Origin of the sequence: Klebsiella sp. HMSC16C06, from assembly GCF_001808325.1 — a bacterium.
In the GTDB taxonomy this organism is placed as follows: domain Bacteria; phylum Pseudomonadota; class Gammaproteobacteria; order Enterobacterales; family Enterobacteriaceae; genus Klebsiella; species Klebsiella variicola.
This window is the reverse complement of record NZ_KV793001.1, coordinates 104,850-120,753: the sequence shown is the minus strand read 5'-3', so window position 1 is coordinate 120,753 and position 15,904 is coordinate 104,850. Positions and strand designations below refer to the sequence as shown.

General features: G+C 56.5%; 18 protein-coding genes and 1 tRNA gene (1 of these 19 running past the window's edge). 11 read left to right on the top strand and 8 right to left on the bottom strand.

Features of this window, described 5'->3' with window-relative positions:
* The first annotated feature begins 20 nt into the window (after positions 1–20).
* The 3 genes from HMPREF3142_RS13665 (at position 21) to rnt (ending at position 2,389) form a co-directional block, all read left to right on the top strand.
* Positions 21–1,118 carry an alkene reductase gene (locus HMPREF3142_RS13665; RefSeq protein ID WP_070612149.1) on the top strand — a complete coding sequence of 366 codons (1,098 nt, stop codon included), beginning with the start codon at positions 21–23 and terminating at the stop codon, positions 1,116–1,118.
* Positions 1,119–1,196: 78 nt separating this feature from the next.
* Positions 1,197–1,604 (top strand): lactoylglutathione lyase, encoded by a 408-nt coding sequence (gloA, locus tag HMPREF3142_RS13660; RefSeq protein WP_002907764.1) that lies wholly within the window; start codon positions 1,197–1,199, stop codon positions 1,602–1,604.
* A 137-nt stretch (positions 1,605–1,741) separates the two neighbouring features.
* The gene (rnt, locus tag HMPREF3142_RS13655) at positions 1,742–2,389 is read left to right on the top strand and encodes a ribonuclease T (RefSeq protein WP_008804623.1); all 648 of its coding nucleotides are present in this window, start codon (positions 1,742–1,744) and stop codon (positions 2,387–2,389) included.
* A 47-nt stretch (positions 2,390–2,436) separates the two neighbouring features.
* Here the strand turns inward: rnt and HMPREF3142_RS13650 are convergent, their stop codons facing one another.
* Entirely contained in the window at positions 2,437–2,784 is a 348-nt protein-coding gene (locus tag HMPREF3142_RS13650) for a Grx4 family monothiol glutaredoxin (RefSeq protein WP_048268504.1), read from the bottom strand.
* A 340-nt stretch (positions 2,785–3,124) separates the two neighbouring features.
* On the opposite strand from HMPREF3142_RS13650, the gene HMPREF3142_RS13645 reads away from it, so the two are divergent.
* Positions 3,125–3,997, top strand: coding sequence for a C40 family peptidase (locus HMPREF3142_RS13645; protein WP_012968037.1), 873 nt, complete (start codon positions 3,125–3,127; stop codon positions 3,995–3,997).
* On the opposite strand, the gene HMPREF3142_RS13640 is transcribed toward HMPREF3142_RS13645, so the two are convergent.
* Entirely contained in the window at positions 3,952–4,437 is a 486-nt protein-coding gene (locus HMPREF3142_RS13640; protein WP_070612148.1) for a helix-turn-helix domain-containing protein, read from the bottom strand. The genes HMPREF3142_RS13645 and HMPREF3142_RS13640 overlap by 46 nt on opposite strands.
* Positions 4,438–4,919: 482 nt before the next feature.
* On the opposite strand from HMPREF3142_RS13640, the gene sodB reads away from it, so the two are divergent.
* On the top strand, positions 4,920–5,501 hold the full coding sequence (sodB, locus tag HMPREF3142_RS13635) for a superoxide dismutase [Fe] (RefSeq protein WP_002907771.1): 582 nt from the start codon (positions 4,920–4,922) through the stop codon (positions 5,499–5,501).
* A gap of 62 nt (positions 5,502–5,563) precedes the next feature.
* On the opposite strand, the gene HMPREF3142_RS13630 is transcribed toward sodB, so the two are convergent.
* Positions 5,564–6,730, bottom strand: coding sequence for an MFS transporter (locus HMPREF3142_RS13630; protein WP_016161205.1), 1,167 nt, complete (start codon positions 6,728–6,730; stop codon positions 5,564–5,566).
* A 167-nt stretch (positions 6,731–6,897) separates the two neighbouring features.
* A complete protein-coding gene (locus HMPREF3142_RS29050; RefSeq protein ID WP_012968036.1) occupies positions 6,898–6,990 on the bottom strand; it encodes a cytochrome bd-I oxidase subunit CydH in 93 nt (30 codons plus the stop codon).
* 292 nt (positions 6,991–7,282) lie between these two features.
* Between HMPREF3142_RS29050 and purR the strand changes: the two genes are divergently transcribed.
* The gene (gene purR / locus HMPREF3142_RS13625) at positions 7,283–8,308 is read left to right on the top strand and encodes an HTH-type transcriptional repressor PurR (RefSeq protein ID WP_004202888.1); all 1,026 of its coding nucleotides are present in this window, start codon (positions 7,283–7,285) and stop codon (positions 8,306–8,308) included.
* A 19-nt stretch (positions 8,309–8,327) separates the two neighbouring features.
* Here the strand turns inward: purR and punR are convergent, their stop codons facing one another.
* On the bottom strand, positions 8,328–9,239 hold the full coding sequence (gene punR / locus HMPREF3142_RS13620; protein ID WP_012541515.1) for a DNA-binding transcriptional activator PunR: 912 nt from the start codon (positions 9,237–9,239) through the stop codon (positions 8,328–8,330).
* Positions 9,240–9,351: 112 nt separating this feature from the next.
* Between punR and punC the strand changes: the two genes are divergently transcribed.
* Both punC and cfa read left to right on the top strand, forming a co-directional pair.
* On the top strand, positions 9,352–10,533 hold the full coding sequence (punC, locus tag HMPREF3142_RS13615; RefSeq protein WP_012541514.1) for a purine nucleoside transporter PunC: 1,182 nt from the start codon (positions 9,352–9,354) through the stop codon (positions 10,531–10,533).
* 293 nt (positions 10,534–10,826) lie between these two features.
* Entirely contained in the window at positions 10,827–11,975 is a 1,149-nt protein-coding gene (gene cfa / locus HMPREF3142_RS13610) for a cyclopropane fatty acyl phospholipid synthase (RefSeq protein ID WP_008804616.1), read from the top strand.
* A gap of 35 nt (positions 11,976–12,010) precedes the next feature.
* Here cfa and HMPREF3142_RS13605 read toward each other — a convergent pair whose 3' ends face one another.
* Positions 12,011–12,646: a riboflavin synthase gene (locus HMPREF3142_RS13605; RefSeq protein ID WP_012541513.1), complete on the bottom strand. Its 636-nt coding sequence runs from the start codon at positions 12,644–12,646 to the stop codon at positions 12,011–12,013.
* 229 nt (positions 12,647–12,875) lie between these two features.
* On the opposite strand from HMPREF3142_RS13605, the gene mdtK reads away from it, so the two are divergent.
* Together mdtK and asr are read left to right on the top strand one after the other, a co-directional pair.
* On the top strand, positions 12,876–14,249 hold the full coding sequence (gene mdtK / locus HMPREF3142_RS13600; RefSeq protein ID WP_012541512.1) for an MdtK family multidrug efflux MATE transporter: 1,374 nt from the start codon (positions 12,876–12,878) through the stop codon (positions 14,247–14,249).
* Positions 14,250–14,426: 177 nt separating this feature from the next.
* Positions 14,427–14,891, top strand: coding sequence for an acid resistance repetitive basic protein Asr (gene asr, locus HMPREF3142_RS13595; protein WP_070612147.1), 465 nt, complete (start codon positions 14,427–14,429; stop codon positions 14,889–14,891).
* Positions 14,892–15,031: 140 nt separating this feature from the next.
* Here the strand turns inward: asr and HMPREF3142_RS13590 are convergent, their stop codons facing one another.
* Together HMPREF3142_RS13590 and HMPREF3142_RS29640 are read right to left on the bottom strand one after the other, a co-directional pair.
* A complete protein-coding gene (locus HMPREF3142_RS13590) occupies positions 15,032–15,610 on the bottom strand; it encodes an LOG family protein (protein ID WP_008804612.1) in 579 nt (192 codons plus the stop codon).
* Between the two features lie 5 nt (positions 15,611–15,615).
* Positions 15,616–15,904 (bottom strand): hypothetical protein (locus HMPREF3142_RS29640; protein ID WP_204372849.1); only part of this gene is annotated, 289 nt, incomplete at its 5' end.
* A tRNA-OTHER gene (locus HMPREF3142_RS13585) sits at positions 15,865–15,904 on the top strand; it runs 65 nt beyond the window's last position. The genes HMPREF3142_RS29640 and HMPREF3142_RS13585 overlap by 40 nt on opposite strands.

The window sequence follows — 15,904 nt, the reverse complement described above, 5'->3', positions numbered from 1 at the left end:
CGGTCTACTCAGGAGTCACTATGTCGGAAGCAAAATTATTCAGCCCGTTGAAAGTCGGTGCGGTCACCGTCCCTAATCGCGTATTTATGGCGCCGTTGACGCGTCTGCGCAGCATCGAGCCGGGCGATATCCCTACCCCGCTGATGGGCGAATACTACCGCCAGCGCGCCAGCTCCGGCCTGATCATCACCGAAGCGACGCAGATTTCTGCCCAGGCCAAAGGCTATGCCGGCGCGCCGGGCCTGCACAGCCCGGAGCAGATTGCCGCCTGGCAGAAAATCACCGCCGGTGTTCATGCGGAAAATGGCCGTGTCGCCGTCCAGCTGTGGCACACCGGGCGTATTTCCCATAGCAGCCTGCAACCTGGCGGCGGCGCGCCGGTAGCGCCTTCCGCGCTGAGCGCCGGTACTCGCACCTCCCTGCGCGATGAAAACGGCCATGCTATTCGCGCCGACACCTCGATGCCGCGTGCCCTGGAAACCGAAGAGATCCCGGGGATCGTCGACGATTTCCGTCAGGCGGTCGGCAATGCCCGTGACGCTGGCTTCGATCTGGTTGAGTTGCACTCGGCCCACGGCTATCTGCTGCACCAGTTCCTCTCGCCGTCGGCGAACCAGCGTACCGATCAGTACGGCGGCAGCGTGGAGAACCGTGCCCGTCTGGTACTGGAAGTGGTCGACGCAGTGAGCAAAGAGTGGAGCGCTGACCGGATCGGCATCCGCGTGTCGCCGATTGGCAGCTTCCAGAATGTGGATAATGGCCCGAACGAAGAAGAAGACGCGCTGTATCTGATTAGCGAACTGGCGAAACGCGGTATCGCCTATCTGCACATGTCCGAGCCGGACTGGGCGGGCGGCAAGCCGTACAGCGAAGCCTTCCGTCAGAAAGTTCGCGACCGCTTCCCGGGCGTGATCATTGGCGCTGGCGCCTACACGGTAGAAAAAGCTAACGATCTTATCAATAAAGGGCTCATTGATGCTGTGGCCTTTGGCCGCGATTACATCGCCAACCCGGATCTGGTGGCCCGTCTGCAGAAAAAAGCGGCGCTCAACCCCCAGCGCCCGGAAACTTTCTATGGCGGCGGCGCGGAAGGCTACACCGACTACCCTACGCTGTAATCCCTCCATTGATAGCGGCGACGTATCGCCGCTATACTCAAGGTTCTGATCTATCAAATAAACTGCATAGGGGACATTATGCGCTTACTCCATACCATGCTGCGCGTTGGCGACCTGCAACGTTCTATCGACTTCTACACCAACGTGTTGGGCATGAAGCTGCTGCGCACCAGCGAAAACCCGGAGTACAAGTACTCCCTCGCCTTTGTCGGCTACGGCGAAGAGAGCGAAACCGCGGTGATCGAACTGACCTACAACTGGGGCGTGGACAGCTATGAGCTGGGCACCGCCTACGGCCATATCGCGCTGAGCGTCGACAACGCCGCCGAAGCCTGCGAACGGATCCGCCAGAACGGGGGCAACGTCACCCGTGAAGCCGGCCCGGTAAAAGGCGGCACCACCGTCATCGCCTTCGTGGAAGATCCGGACGGTTACAAAATCGAGCTCATTGAAGAGAAAGATGCCGGCAAAGGTCTGGGCAACTAACGCTTCCCGAGCCAGGCCTCTTTAATGCCATGGCTCGCCCGGGCGCTGCGGCGCCCGTTGTTTTCACCCCTGCCTGCTGCAAGCCGCGGCAAAATTTGCCATAATGCGCGCTACTTTTTTCCAGCTAAGAGAATCTGATGTCCGAGAATGCTCAACTGAATGGTCTGTGCGACCGTTTCCGCGGTTTTTATCCGGTGGTGATTGATGTTGAAACCGCAGGATTTAATGCCAAAACCGACGCCCTGCTGGAGATCGCCGCCATTACGTTGAAGATGGATGAGCAAGGCTGGCTGATGCCCGATGAAACGCTGCATTTCCATGTTGAACCTTTCGAGGGCGCCAATCTGCAGCCCGAAGCGCTGGCCTTTAACGGAATTAACCCGCACGACCCGGAGCGCGGCGCCGTCAGCGAATACGATGCCCTGCATGCCATCTTCAAAATGGTACGCAAAGGGATGAAAGAGAGCGACTGCAGCCGGGCGATCATGGTGGCGCACAATGCGACCTTTGACCACAGCTTCACCATGACCGCCGCCGAACGCGCGGGGCTTAAACGCAATCCGTTCCATCCGTTTGTTACCTTCGACACCGCCGCGCTGAGCGGGCTGGCGCTGGGCCAGACGGTGCTGTCGAAAGCCTGTATCGCCGCGGGTATGGCGTTCGATGGCGCGCAGGCCCACTCCGCCCTGTACGATACCGAGCAGACGGCGCAGCTGTTTTGTGAGATTGTGAACCGCTGGAAGCGTCTGGGCGGCTGGCCGCTGCCCGTGGCCACCCCGGAGTGATAAAAAAAGCGACTTCCAGGAAGTCGCTTTTTTACGGATGGCGGGAATTAATCCGCTTTCGGCTCGTCGGTGTGGTACTTCGCCGCCGTCTCTTTGATCAGCTGCTGCAGTTCACCGCGCTGGTACATTTCGATGACGATATCGCAGCCGCCCACCAGTTCACCGTCTACCCACAGCTGCGGGAAAGTCGGCCAGTTGGCGTATTTAGGCAGCTCGGCGCGGATATCCGGGTTCTGCAGGATATCAACGTAAGCAAAACGTTCGCCACAGGCGGACAGCGCCTGAACGGCCTGGGCAGAGAAACCGCAGCTTGGCAGCTTCGGCGACCCTTTCATGTACAACAGGATCGGGTTTTCAGCGATTTGGCGTTGGATCTTTTCTAAAGTCGAGCTCATTGTCGTGCTTCCTTAAACTTCTTTCTACGGCAGTAACTTGTCATTGTAGCGTCCTGTAGGCAGGACGGATAATAACATTTTTTTCACTATTCATATTTTATCTTCTGTTGCGCGAAGTTGCCTTAAAAATATCATTTTGCCGTCGCAGGCGGGCGCTCATTGCGCATTTTCTGTGCGAGACGGTCAATGTCTGACGCGTTTTCTTGCAATCGTTAACCAATCGACATTTTTGATACAAAAGAATATTAACTTTCCGGGTTTTTATGCTTTAGAATCATTCCGGTTTGTCATTCATCGTCAGGCATTTGTACATGTCTGTAATTAATCAGGGGATTGCTCAGTGGCGCGGCTAAACAAAATCGCGATATCGCTCTGTGCATTACTGTTCACATCTATCTCATTCACGCCACTGGCTCAGGCGTCAGGGCATACGCACGCCTCCGCTTCGCCAAAGGCGTTGCCCGCGAAAAGTGGCTCAGAGCGCAAGAAAAAAGCTACCAGTCAAAAAAGTAAAACCACCGCTAAAACCACCAGTAAAAAGTCCTCGAGCACCCGGCTCCCTTCCCGCACTACCGCAGCAAGCCAAACCGCACTTCATCGTCAGGCCGCCGGCGCGACGAAAAAATGCGTGCTGCGTAAAGGTTATAAAAAGCAGTGCGCGAAAACGGTCGCCGCCAGCGCCGAGCCGACCCTGGCGCTGAACAGCGTCAAAAGCAAATGCGTGGTGCGTAAGGGCTATAAAAAACGCTGTAAACCTGAGGCCAGCGATGCGAATTTAACGATCGCCGACGCCCATAAAGTCCGGGTGCAGAAAGCGCAAAGTACCGCCATGAACAAATTGATGGGCCAGTTGGGTAAACCCTATCGCTGGGGCGGCACCTCGCCACGTACCGGCTTTGACTGCAGCGGACTGGTTTATTACGCCTATAAGGACCTGGTCAAAATTCACATCCCGCGTACGGCTAATGAAATGTACCACCTGCGCGATGCGCGTCCGGTGGATCGTGATGAACTGCAGAGCGGCGATTTGGTCTTCTTCCGCACCCGCGGACGCGGTACTGCCGACCACGTTGGCGTCTACGTCGGCAACGGGAAATTTATTCAGTCACCACGCACAGGTCGTGATATACAAATCACCTCCCTGAGCGAGGATTACTGGGTTCGCCATTATGTTGGCGCTCGTCGCGTCATGACGCCGAAAACCATTCGCTGATCCTGGTCTGCCGCTACGGCGGCAGACCGCCTCACCTGCGCGTCTTTCCCTTCTACCGTCAAAGGATACTGCATATTCATCTCTTTGCCCGGCGCTTCCCGACGATAGCGGGTGGGCGACATGCCAAAGTGACGGTGAAAGGTCCGGCAGAAAGCGGCCTGTCCGTCGTATCCCAGGCACTGAGAAATACTCTGCATCGACGCTTGCGTCTGCGTTAAATAGATTGTCGCAATGGTCATTTTTCGCCGACTGACGTAGTTCGCCAGCGTGCAGCCGGTCACCATGGCGAACTGCCGCTGGAAATACCAGTGCGAATAACCGGACTTTTTCGCAATCGTGCTGACCGGCAGGGTGTCTAAAATATGGGCTTCGATCCAGTCAACGATCCCCTGTACAACCGGGATCATCTTCGGGCTCACCACCTCACCTGTTTTTGCCATCGTAGCCATCCTGTGGGAAATTCATCTCGGCGGTCATATTTGTCATACAAATAGCAAAATAGACAATGAATTATTGGCATAGCGGCGATTGCCTGGGCGCATATTTTAATTAAACCATTAATTTTAAAGACATATCACTCTCAACCATGATGCGCGGCTGCGATCGTCAGAGAAAAACAGAAGACGTTAAACCTTCCCTGCGAGAGTCGGAAAAGCGCAGACGGCGTCTCCTTATACATTTTTGCAACATCTGCGAGCGGTTTGACGCCTCGCCCCGTAGAAAACGGTTAAGCCTTCATCAGTTGCGCCTGCGGCAATAGCCTTTATCGTTGTAAGGCTTTTCACTGCTTGCGGCAAATGTTAACATTCTCAATACAATAACAGCCCGTGACGCGACAGCGTCGGGTGGCCAGAACACGATTCAGGCGAAAGCCTCATCTTGTCAATGTGAGCTAAAACAAAAAGTTATAAGGAGAGTAGCAATGTCGTTTGAATTACCTGCATTACCATATGCAAAAGACGCCCTAGCGCCGCACATTTCCGCAGAAACCCTGGAATATCACTACGGTAAACACCACCAGGCGTATGTCACTAACCTCAACAACCTGATCAAAGGCACTGCGTTCGAAGGCAAATCTCTCGAAGAGATCGTCCGCACTTCTGAAGGCGGCGTATTCAACAACGCAGCCCAGGTCTGGAACCACACCTTCTACTGGAACTGCCTGGCGCCGAACGCCGGCGGCGAACCGGAAGGCGAGTTAGCGGCCGCGATTGCCAAATCCTTCGGCAGCTTTGCGGATTTTAAAGCCAAATTTACCGATGCCGCAGCGAAAAACTTCGGCGCGGGCTGGACCTGGCTGGTCAAAAATGCCGACGGCAGCCTGGCTATCGTCTCCACCAGCAACGCCGGTACCCCGCTGACCACCGACGCGAAGCCGCTGCTGACCGTTGACGTCTGGGAACACGCCTACTACATCGACTACCGCAATGCCCGTCCAAGCTACCTGGACCATTTCTGGGCGCTGGTTAACTGGAAGTTTGTTGCGGCCAACCTGGCGGCATAAACGACAAACCGCAGCAGGGTCTCCCCGGCTGCGGTTTTTTTTAGCCCTTCCCTACACTCGCGTTACTGGCGGGCAAAGGCCTCTTCCGGCTGCGCTCGTCCGCTGAACCAGACCAGCAGCAGCGCCAGACCGGCGATAATCGCCCCCATCACCGGCACAAACGCATAGCCCAGTCCGCCAGAGATCACCGCCCCACCGGCGGCGGCGCCCAGCGCGTTGCCGAGGTTGAACGCGCCGATATTCACCGAAGAAGAGAGCCCCGGCGCTTCATGCGCCACGCGCATGACCCGCATCTGCAGCGGCGGAACCACCGCAAAGGTTGCTGCGCCCCAGACAATCATGCTGATGGCCGCTCCGGCCTGGGATTGCGCCAGCAGCGGGATCGCCAGCATGATCGCCATCAGCAGCAGCAGAAAGCCTTTCAGCGTGCCAGAGACCGACCGGTCGGCGAATTTGCCGCCCAGATAGTTGCCCAGCGAAAAACCAACGCCAATCAGCACCAGCATCGCGGTAATAAACAGCGATGAAGCGTGGGTCAGCGTATTGAGCACTGGCGAGATATAGGTATACAGCGTAAACATTGCCCCGGCACCGAGCACGGTAGTCAGCAAGGCGGAGAGTACCTGCGGGCGTAGCAGGACTGAAAGCTCTTTTTTGACATCCGGGCGCTCACCGGCGCTGCCCTTCGGCAGAGAGAACCACAGACTGACCATCGCCAGCAGGCCTAACCCCGCGGTGGCCAGGAAGGACATCCGCCAGCCGATGGTTTCGCCAAGCCAGGTGGCCGCCGGTACACCGCCGATGTTGGCGATGGTGAGCCCCATAAACATCGTGGCTACCGCGCTGGCCTGCTTATGCTTTGGCACGACGCTGGCTGCGACCACTGACCCCAGGCCAAAGAAAGCACCGTGGTTGAGGCTGGTAATAATGCGCGACAGCAGCAAGGTGGTGTAATCCGGCGCAATGGATGACAACAGGTTGCCGACGGTGAAGATCCCCATCAGAAAAATCAGCGCATTGCGCCGCGCGCGATGTGACAACAGCAGGGTCATCAACGGCGCGCCGACCATGACGCCGATGGCATACGCACTGATCAGCATTCCCGCTACCGGTATCGAGACGTCCACACCTTTCGCAATCACCGGCAGCAATCCCATTGGGGAGAACTCGGTGGTACCGATGCCAAAGGCGCCGATCGCCAGCGCAAGTAAAGGAAAGTTGATTTTCATTCAATGACTCCATCAGACCGTCAGAGAGGACGGCGTAACATCAGAAGCCAAAAGCATGACATCAATCACAAAAAAACAAAAGTGAACGAAATGACAAAAGATTTTTGCAGAATTGATAATAATGGCGGGATACGGGGAGGAGGCCGCGCTCCTCCCTCACTGGAACATTAGTGCAGTATGGCGGTCAGGCTGAAAGCAACGATCACGCCGAGGGCAATAACCGTGGTGATCAGCGAAAACTTTAAATTGGTATCCATCATTTTTCCCTCTTGTTATCCCCACACCAAAAGTGAGCTTGCTCATTTTTGCACAAAAAATCGCAAAAATCTTCCGGGATTTAGGGCGATGCACATTTTTGCTCTTCCACTTTGCCCCAAGATCGGACAAAATCCCACGCTAATTTAAAAGCGTATCGGCCATTGACCCCTTCCTGTCGTTCTGTGTCGTTTTCCCGACGTGATGCAATTTTGAAAATTGTATTCAGGGTGTGTGTAGGCAAACGTTTACGTATCGATGATCAGGCGATCAGGTCAAGGCATGGAGTGAGATGTAATGGCAACTATTAAAGATGTAGCGAAGCGCGCAAACGTTTCCACTACAACTGTATCACATGTAATTAACAAAACCCGTTTCGTTGCCGAAGAGACGCGCAATGCGGTGTGGGCGGCGATCAAAGAGCTGCACTACTCGCCGAGCGCCGTGGCCCGCAGCCTGAAAGTCAATCATACAAAATCGATTGGTCTGCTGGCGACCAGTAGCGAAGCCGCCTATTTTGCTGAAATTATTGAGTCTGTTGAAAAGAGCTGCTTCCAGAAGGGCTACACCCTGATCCTCGGCAACGCATGGAACGATCCGGAAAAACAGCGCGCCTATTTGTCGATGATGGCGCAGAAGCGTGTCGACGGCCTGCTGGTGATGTGTTCCGAATATCCGGATTCGGTATTGAGCATGCTGGAAGAGTATCGCCATATCCCGATGGTGGTGATGGACTGGGGCGAAGCAAAAGCCGACTTCACCGATGCGGTGATCGATAACGCCTTCCAGGGCGGCTATATCGCCGGACGCTACCTGATTGAACGTGGCCATCGTGAAATCGGCGTGATCCCGGGTCCGCTGGAGCGCAACACCGGCGCAGGCCGCCTGGCCGGCTTTATGCAGGCGATGAAAGAGGCGCATATCAGCGTGCCGGAAAACTGGATTGTGCAGGGCGACTTCGAGCCGGAGTCCGGCTACCGCGCTATGCAGCAGATCTTAAGCCAGCAGCACCGTCCGACGGCGGTGTTCTGCGGCGGCGATATCATGGCGATGGGCGCTATCTGCGCGGCGGATGAAATGGGGCTGCGGGTGCCGCAGGACATTTCGCTGATCGGTTATGATAATGTGCGTAACGCCCGCTATTTCAGCCCGGCTTTAACCACTATTCATCAGCCGAAAGATTCCCTGGGCGAAGCCGCATTTAACATGCTGTTGGATCGTATCGTTAATAAGCGTGAAGAGTCGCAGTCTATCGAAGTTCATCCTCGTCTGGTCGAACGCCGCTCCGTGGCGGATGGCCCGTTTGTCGATTATCGTCGGTAAGGCATCTGGCGGGCGCGGATCACTCCGGCGCCCGCAGCCATTCCCGATTCAGCGTGTCGCTGTCCCCAAGATAGTCGAGCATCCAGTTCAGCGCCGGTGAGGCATCACTCTGCTGCCAGGTCAGACAGCAGGCGGCATCCGGGAACGGATTCTCCAGCGCCAGCGCGGTCCACACGCCGCGATCTACCCATGGTCGGGCGAAATGGCTCGGCACCATGCCGACGCAGAGGCCCGCCGACAGACAGGTGGCCGACGATTCCCAGTCGGGGACCACCACCCTCTTCTGGTTATCCAGCAGCCAGGTTGTTCGTTTGGGCAGTGAACGTGACGTATCCTCCCGCACCAGCGACGGCCAGTTACGCAGGACATCATCGCTCAGGGGTCCCTCCATCTTCGCCAGCGGGTGATCGCTCGCCACCACGCAGTCCCAGCTCAGCATCCCCATATCGCGAAACGCATAGCGGCCCCCGACCGGAATAGATCGCGTTGCGCCAATCGCCAGTTCTACACGGCCGTCGGCCAGCGCATCCCATACGCCGTTGAACACTTCCTGAAAGACGATCAGCTCGACGTCGGGAAAGTGGCGATAGAAATCGACGATCATCTGGCGCATCCGCGCCGGTTTCACAATATCATCCACCGCGATCGACAGCTGCCCACGCCAGCCGTTGGCGATTTGCTGGCACTGCTGGCGGGTGATCTGCATTTTTTTGATAACAGAGCGCCCTTCCTGTAAGAACCAGACCCCTGCGGGCGTCAGCTCCACATCACGATGGCGGCGCTCAAACAAGGGAACCGCCAGCCACTCTTCAAGCTGACGCACGGTATAGCTGATGGCGGAGGGCACCCGGTGCAGCTCCTGCGCGGCTGCGCTGAAGCTGCCGTTGCGGGCCACGGCATCAACCACTTCCAGAGAGTATTCAGACCACATTTTCTGCCTGCAAAATTTTTGAATGCATGTGACAAATATTAGCGTTTCACAAGCCACAATGCACTCCCTACACTCTGCGGCATCGTACCTGTACTCCAAAAATGAGAACGTTATGTCACAACCTGGGAAAGGATTTTTAGTCTGGCTGGCCGGCCTGAGCGTGCTGGGCTTTCTGGCCACCGATATGTACCTGCCGGCGTTTGCCGCCATGCAGCAGGATCTCAATACCTCCGCTGCCTCCATCAGCGCCAGCCTGAGCCTGTTCCTCGCCGGCTTCGCGCTGGGGCAGCTGTTCTGGGGGCCGCTGTCGGACCGCTATGGGCGCAAACCGGTGCTGTTGAGCGGCCTGGCAATTTTCGCGGCCGGCTGTCTGGGGATGCTGTGGGTGCACAACGCTACCCTGATGCTGGCGCTGCGCTTTTTGCAGGCGATTGGCGTCTGTGCCGCGGCCGTTACCTGGCAGGCGATGGTCACCGATTACTATCCTGCCCAGCGCACGAACCGCATCTTCGCCACCATTATGCCGCTGGTAGGTCTGTCGCCAGCGCTGGCCCCGCTGCTGGGTAGCTGGCTACTGGTGCACTTCGAGTGGCAAGCCATCTTCGCCACCCTGTTTGCCATCACTCTGCTGCTGATGCTGCCTGCCCTGCGCCTGAAGGCAGCCGCAAAGTCGGTAGCAGTGACGCAGCAGAAGATCACCTTTCTCGCGCTGCTGCGCTCCCGGGAATACAGCGGCAACGTCCTGATCTACGCCGCCTGCTCCGCCAGCTTCTTCGCCTGGCTTACCGGTTCACCTTTTATCCTGCACGAAATGGGCTATGGCCCAACCGCTATCGGCCTGAGCTATATCCCACAGACCATCGCCTTTCTGGTGGGCGGCTATGGTTGTCGCGCGCTGCTGCAAAAATGGTCAGGACAACAGATGCTGCCGTGGCTGCTGGTGGTCTTCGCCGTCAGCGTTGCCGCCACCTGGCTGGTCGGCCTGCAAACGCATGCCTCGCTGGTGGCGTTAATGATCCCGTTCTGCATGATGGCGGTGGTCAACGGCGGGATCTATCCCATTGTGGTCGCCCAGGCGCTGAAGCCCTTCCCGCAGGCAACGGGCCGCGCGGCGGCGCTGCAGAATACGCTGCAGCTGGGATTGTGCTTCCTGACCAGTTTGCTGGTATCGGCGCTGATCGCCACGCCGCTGCTGACCACCACCAGCGTGATGCTGGTCTCGATTGGCTTAGCCGGAATCGGCTATCGCCTGCAGCAAACGCCGGAGCTGACCCCCCACTCTTCCCACGCGTAACGCCCATCGCCGTTGCCCGGACCAGTCGTTAGCATGCTAAGAAAATTTTATTGAAAGCCAGTACTTAGCGTCCTATACTGGATCCGGGTTCACATAAATAGAAAATAGTTAAATATTAACGGATGCAGGATGCCTCCGTTTCACCATGGAAGGCCTTTCGGCAAGGGTTATCTCCCTTCCTCTGTTCTACGTCGGATAGCGACTTCACGGATTATCCGTGAGATTTCTCACAAAGCCAAAAAAGCGTCTACGCTGTTTTAAGGTTCTGATCACTTGGGCGTGATGGAGAAGCTATGAGTTCATCGTGTATAGAAGAAGTAAGTGTACCAAATGATGACTGGTACCGGATTGCAGCTGAATTATTGGGCCGTGCGGGAATAGAAATCAATGGCTCCGCGCCGTCAGACCTGCGAATTAAAAACCCTCTTTTCTTTAAACGTGTCCTGCAGGAGGGGTCGCTGGGGTTAGGCGAAAGCTATATGGACGGCTGGTGGGACTGCGAGCGTCTGGATATATTCTTCCACAAAGTGCTTCGCGCCGGACTGGAAAAACAGCTCCCTCACCATTTCAAAGATACACTCCGCATCGCAGGCGCTCGCCTGTTCAATCTGCAAAGTAAAAAACGCGCCTGGATTGTTGGCAAAGAGCATTACGATCTCGGCAACGATCTCTTCAGCCGAATGCTTGACCCCTACATGCAGTATTCCTGCGGATACTGGAAAGAGGCGCAAACCCTCGAAGCGGCGCAGCAGGCTAAACTGGACCTCATCTGTCGTAAGCTGGAGCTTGAGCCGGGGATGCGGGTACTGGATATCGGCTGTGGATGGGGCGGGCTCGCCGAGTATATGGCGCGAAATTACCAGGTCAGCGTTGTCGGCGTGACCATCTCCGCCGAGCAGCAAAAGATGGCCCAGGCGCGCTGCGCTGATCTTGACGTGGAGATTCGGCTCCAGGACTATCGCGATCTGCACGACAGCTTTGACCGTATCGTGTCCGTCGGTATGTTCGAGCACGTGGGACCGAAAAATTACGCCACCTACTTTGAGGTCGCGGATCGTAATTTGAAACCCAACGGCCGTTTCTTACTGCACACCATCGGTTCCAAAGTCACCGACCATAACGTCGACCCGTGGATCGATAAATATATCTTCCCCAACGGCTGTCTGCCGTCGGTTCGGCAGATCGCCGATGCCAGCGAGAAGCACTTTGTGATGGAAGACTGGCATAACTTCGGCGCCGATTATGACACCACCCTGATGGCCTGGTATGAGCGTTTTCTCGCCAGCTGGCCGGAAATTGCCGATAACTATTCTGAACGTTTCAAACGGATGTTCAGCTATTATCTGAACGCCTGCGCCGGCGCCTTCCGCGCCCGTGACATTCAGCTCTGGCAGGTAGTGTTCTCGCGCGGTATTGAACATGGGCTACGCATCGCCCGCTAACAAAATCTCCCCCGCTCACCGGCGGGGGATTTTTTTCAGGCTTCATTCACCTTAGACGCAACGTCTTTCGCGGCCAGCACGCGTTCAACCGTATCGACAACCGCCTGAGTTTGCGGGTCAATCTCAATATTGACGCGGTCGCCCAGCTTTTTCGCGCCCAGCGTGGTCCGCTGCAGCGTTTCCGGGATAAGATGCACGCAGAAGCGGGTTGCCGTCACCTCGCCCACCGTCAGGCTAATGCCATCAATACCGATGAATCCTTTATAAAGGATATATTTCATCAGCGTCGGATCCTGCACTTTAAACCAGATCTGACGGTTATTTTCGGAAGTGAGGATCTTCACGATTTCCGCGGTGGTCATAATATGGCCGGACATCAGATGCCCGCCGATTTCATCACTGAATTTCGCCGCCCGCTCGACGTTCACTTCATCCCCAATCTGAATATCGCCGAGGTTGGTAATCCGCAGCGTCTCTTTCATCAAATCGAAGCTGATGTGCGCGCCGTTTATTTCGGTCACCGTCAGGCAACAGCCGTTATTGGCTACCGAGGCGCCGGTTTCCAGCCCCTCCAGCATATGCGCCGGTAGCTCCACCACATGGGTGCGAAAATTAGGTTTATCATCAATGGAGACCACTTTCGCGGTTCCCTGAACAATACCAGTAAACATGTTAGGCTCCTGTTGAAAATCATGACGGTATCATTACCGTTTTCGCTATCGGGAACAATAACAGGAGGGCAAAGCGGTTGCCAGCGCGCTTCGTGCCTCGACTCTTTTTTCACTGGCTTAATGGCTAATCCTCGCTACAATAGACTGGAAATTCCTCATTTTTATCCCCTTGCTGCCAGTTACGGCGGCTTTTTTAGTCTCAAAATAACAACAAAATAAAGGTGTTCACGTGCAGAAGTATTTCGTTGAAGCGCGTCAGTTATTAGCTCTGGCTATACCCGTCATCCTTGCGCAGGTGGCGCAGACAGCGATGGGTTTTGTCGATACCGTGATGGCGGGTGGCTACAGCGCCACGGATATGGCCGCCGTGGCCATCGGGACCTCCATCTGGCTGCCGGCGATCCTCTTTGGCCACGGGCTGCTGCTGGCGCTGACCCCGGTGGTGGCGCAGCTTAACGGCTCCGGACGGCGGGATCGCATCGCACAGCAGGTGCGTCAGGGCTTCTGGCTGGCCGGCTTTGTCTCGGTGCTGATTATGGTCGTGCTATGGAACGCCGGCTATATCATCAGCTCCATGCATAATATCGACCCGCTGTTGGCTGAGAAGGCGGTTGGCTATCTGCGCGCGCTGCTGTGGGGCGCGCCGGGCTATCTGTTCTTCCAGGTTGCCCGTAATCAGTGTGAAGGGCTGGCGAAAACCAAACCCGGGATGGTCATGGGCTTTATCGGCTTACTGGTCAACATTCCGGTGAACTATATATTTATCTATGGTCATTTCGGCATGCCCGAGCTGGGCGGTGTCGGCTGTGGCGTAGCGACTGCTTCGGTTTACTGGGTGATGTTCGCCAGCATGCTGTGGTGGGTGCGTCGGGCGCGTTCGATGCGGGATATCCGCTGCGCCGAGCGCTTCAGCCGCCCCGATGTCGCCGTCCTGTTACGGCTGGTGCAGCTGGGGCTGCCCATTGCTCTGGCGCTGTTCTTTGAAGTCACGCTGTTTGCCGTCGTCGCGCTGCTGGTCTCCCCGCTGGGGATCATTGACGTCGCCGGTCACCAGATCGCGCTTAACTTCAGCTCATTGATGTTCGTTCTGCCGCTATCGCTGGCGGCGGCGGTCACCATTCGCGTCGGCTTCCGTCTCGGACAAGGTTCAACGATCGATGCCCAGGTTTCGGCCCGCACCGGCGTAGGCGTGGGCGTCTGTCTGGCGGTATTTACCGCTATCTTTACCGTGCTGATGCGTGAACAGATTGCCCTGCTGTATAACGATAATCCCGAGGTGGTGCTGCTGGCCTCGCACCTGATGCTGCTGGCGGCTATCTATCAGATCTCCGACTCCATCCAGGTGATCGGCAGCGGCATTCTGCGCGGCTATAAAGATACCCGGTCTATCTTTTTTATTACCTTTACCGCGTACTGGGTGCTGGGTTTGCCGAGCGGCTATCTGCTGGCGTTGACCGATATGGTTGTGCCACGCATGGGGCCCGCCGGTTTCTGGTGTGGATTTATCATCGGCCTGACCTCCGCCGCCATCATGATGATGCTGCGGATGCGTTTTCTACAGCGCCAGCCCTCCAGCATCATCTTACAGCGCGCCGCGCGCTAGTCCCTGCAAAGCCCGCCCCTCCGGCGGGCTTTTTCGTTCTCCGGCATTGCGACCACGTTGTACATTCCGTTACTCCCCGACACCAAAGACTCACTGATGGCACTCCCCGAGACGCATATAGTGTGGTCAACAGCCCCGCAGTGGGGTTACTCAAGAAACCAATTCGAGGATTTCAGAATGAAAAAAGTATTAGCTCTGGTTGTTGCCGCTGCTATGGGTCTGTCATCAGTTGCTTTCGCTGCCGAAGCCGCAAGCACCACCCCGGCCGCAGCTGCCAGCCATACCACCGTTCACCATAAGAAACATCACAAAGCGGCCGCGAAACCGGCAGCCGAGCAGAAAGCGCAGGCGGCGAAGAAACACCACAAAGCCGCTGCAAAACCGGCTGCTGAGCAAAAAGCGCAGGCGGCGAAGAAACACCATAAAGCCACTGCGAAACCGGCAGTCGCGCAGAAAGCCCAGGCGGCGAAGAAACACCATAAAGCCGCTGCGAAACCGGCAGTCGCGCAGAAAGCGCAGGCGGCGAAAAAACACCACAAAGCTGCTGCGAAACCGGCAGTCGCGCAGAAAGCGCAGGCTGCAAAGAAACATCATAAAGCGGCACACCACGCAGCTAAACCGGCGGTTAAACCGGCGGCATAATGGTCAGGGCGTTAAGGTGATAAACCGGCGCTGAACAGCGCCGGTTTTTTTTCAGGAGGACATCATGCTGCAACGCTATCGCTTCGAATTGCTGCTGTTACTGCTCATCGTCTGCGCGCTGTTTACCCTGCGCTTGATGTTTAAATAGCGGGCTGCTGAACCCATTTACGGGCCGGCGGCGTATAGTCGCGAAAACCGGCGATAATCTCGTCTGCCGAGGTAGCAAACGGCAGCATCTCCGCGTAGCGCGGGTGCATAAATCCTTCCCGTACCATGTTGTCGACCATCGCCTGAAGCGGATCGTAATAACCCTTGATATTCAGGAACGCGCACGGTTTCTCATGGATCCCCAGTTGCGCCCAGGTCCACTGTTCGAAAATCTCTTCGAGCGTCCCCGCCCCGCCCGGCAGGGCAATAAAGCCATCCGCCAGCGCCGCCATTTTGGTTTTCCGCTCGTGCATATCCTCGACCACATGCAGCTCCGTCAAGCCGCGGTGGGCAATTTCCCGCTCCACCAGGCCGCGCGGCATCACGCCGATCACCACGCCACCGGCCTCCAGCGCCGCATCGGCGACCGCCCCCATCAGACCGACTTTGCCGCCGCCATAGACAAGCGCCAGCCCCTGCTGCGCCAGCGTACGTCCGACCAGACGGGCGGTGTCGAGATACAGCGGATGTTCGCCAGCTGAAGAACCGCAAAAAATACCAATCGATTTCATCTTCGTTATGACTCCTTCTCTTCTGGTGGCCGATAATTTAACACAACGGCAACCGTACCGCGCAGAGTTAGACGGGCAGAAAAAAGCGAGTCATGACGCTCGCTGGCGAAGAAATATCCTTGTGGTTCAGTAAAATATATCCGGAATGGGTAAAAGTTCCGCAATCGCATGCAATGTGCAAGAAAAGTGACGTTTACCTCTTGCCACATCCTCTCCCTGCCGCTAATATGCGTCCCCGTTGTCACCACAACATTGCGTTCGTAGCTCAGTTGGTTAGAGCACCACCTTGACATG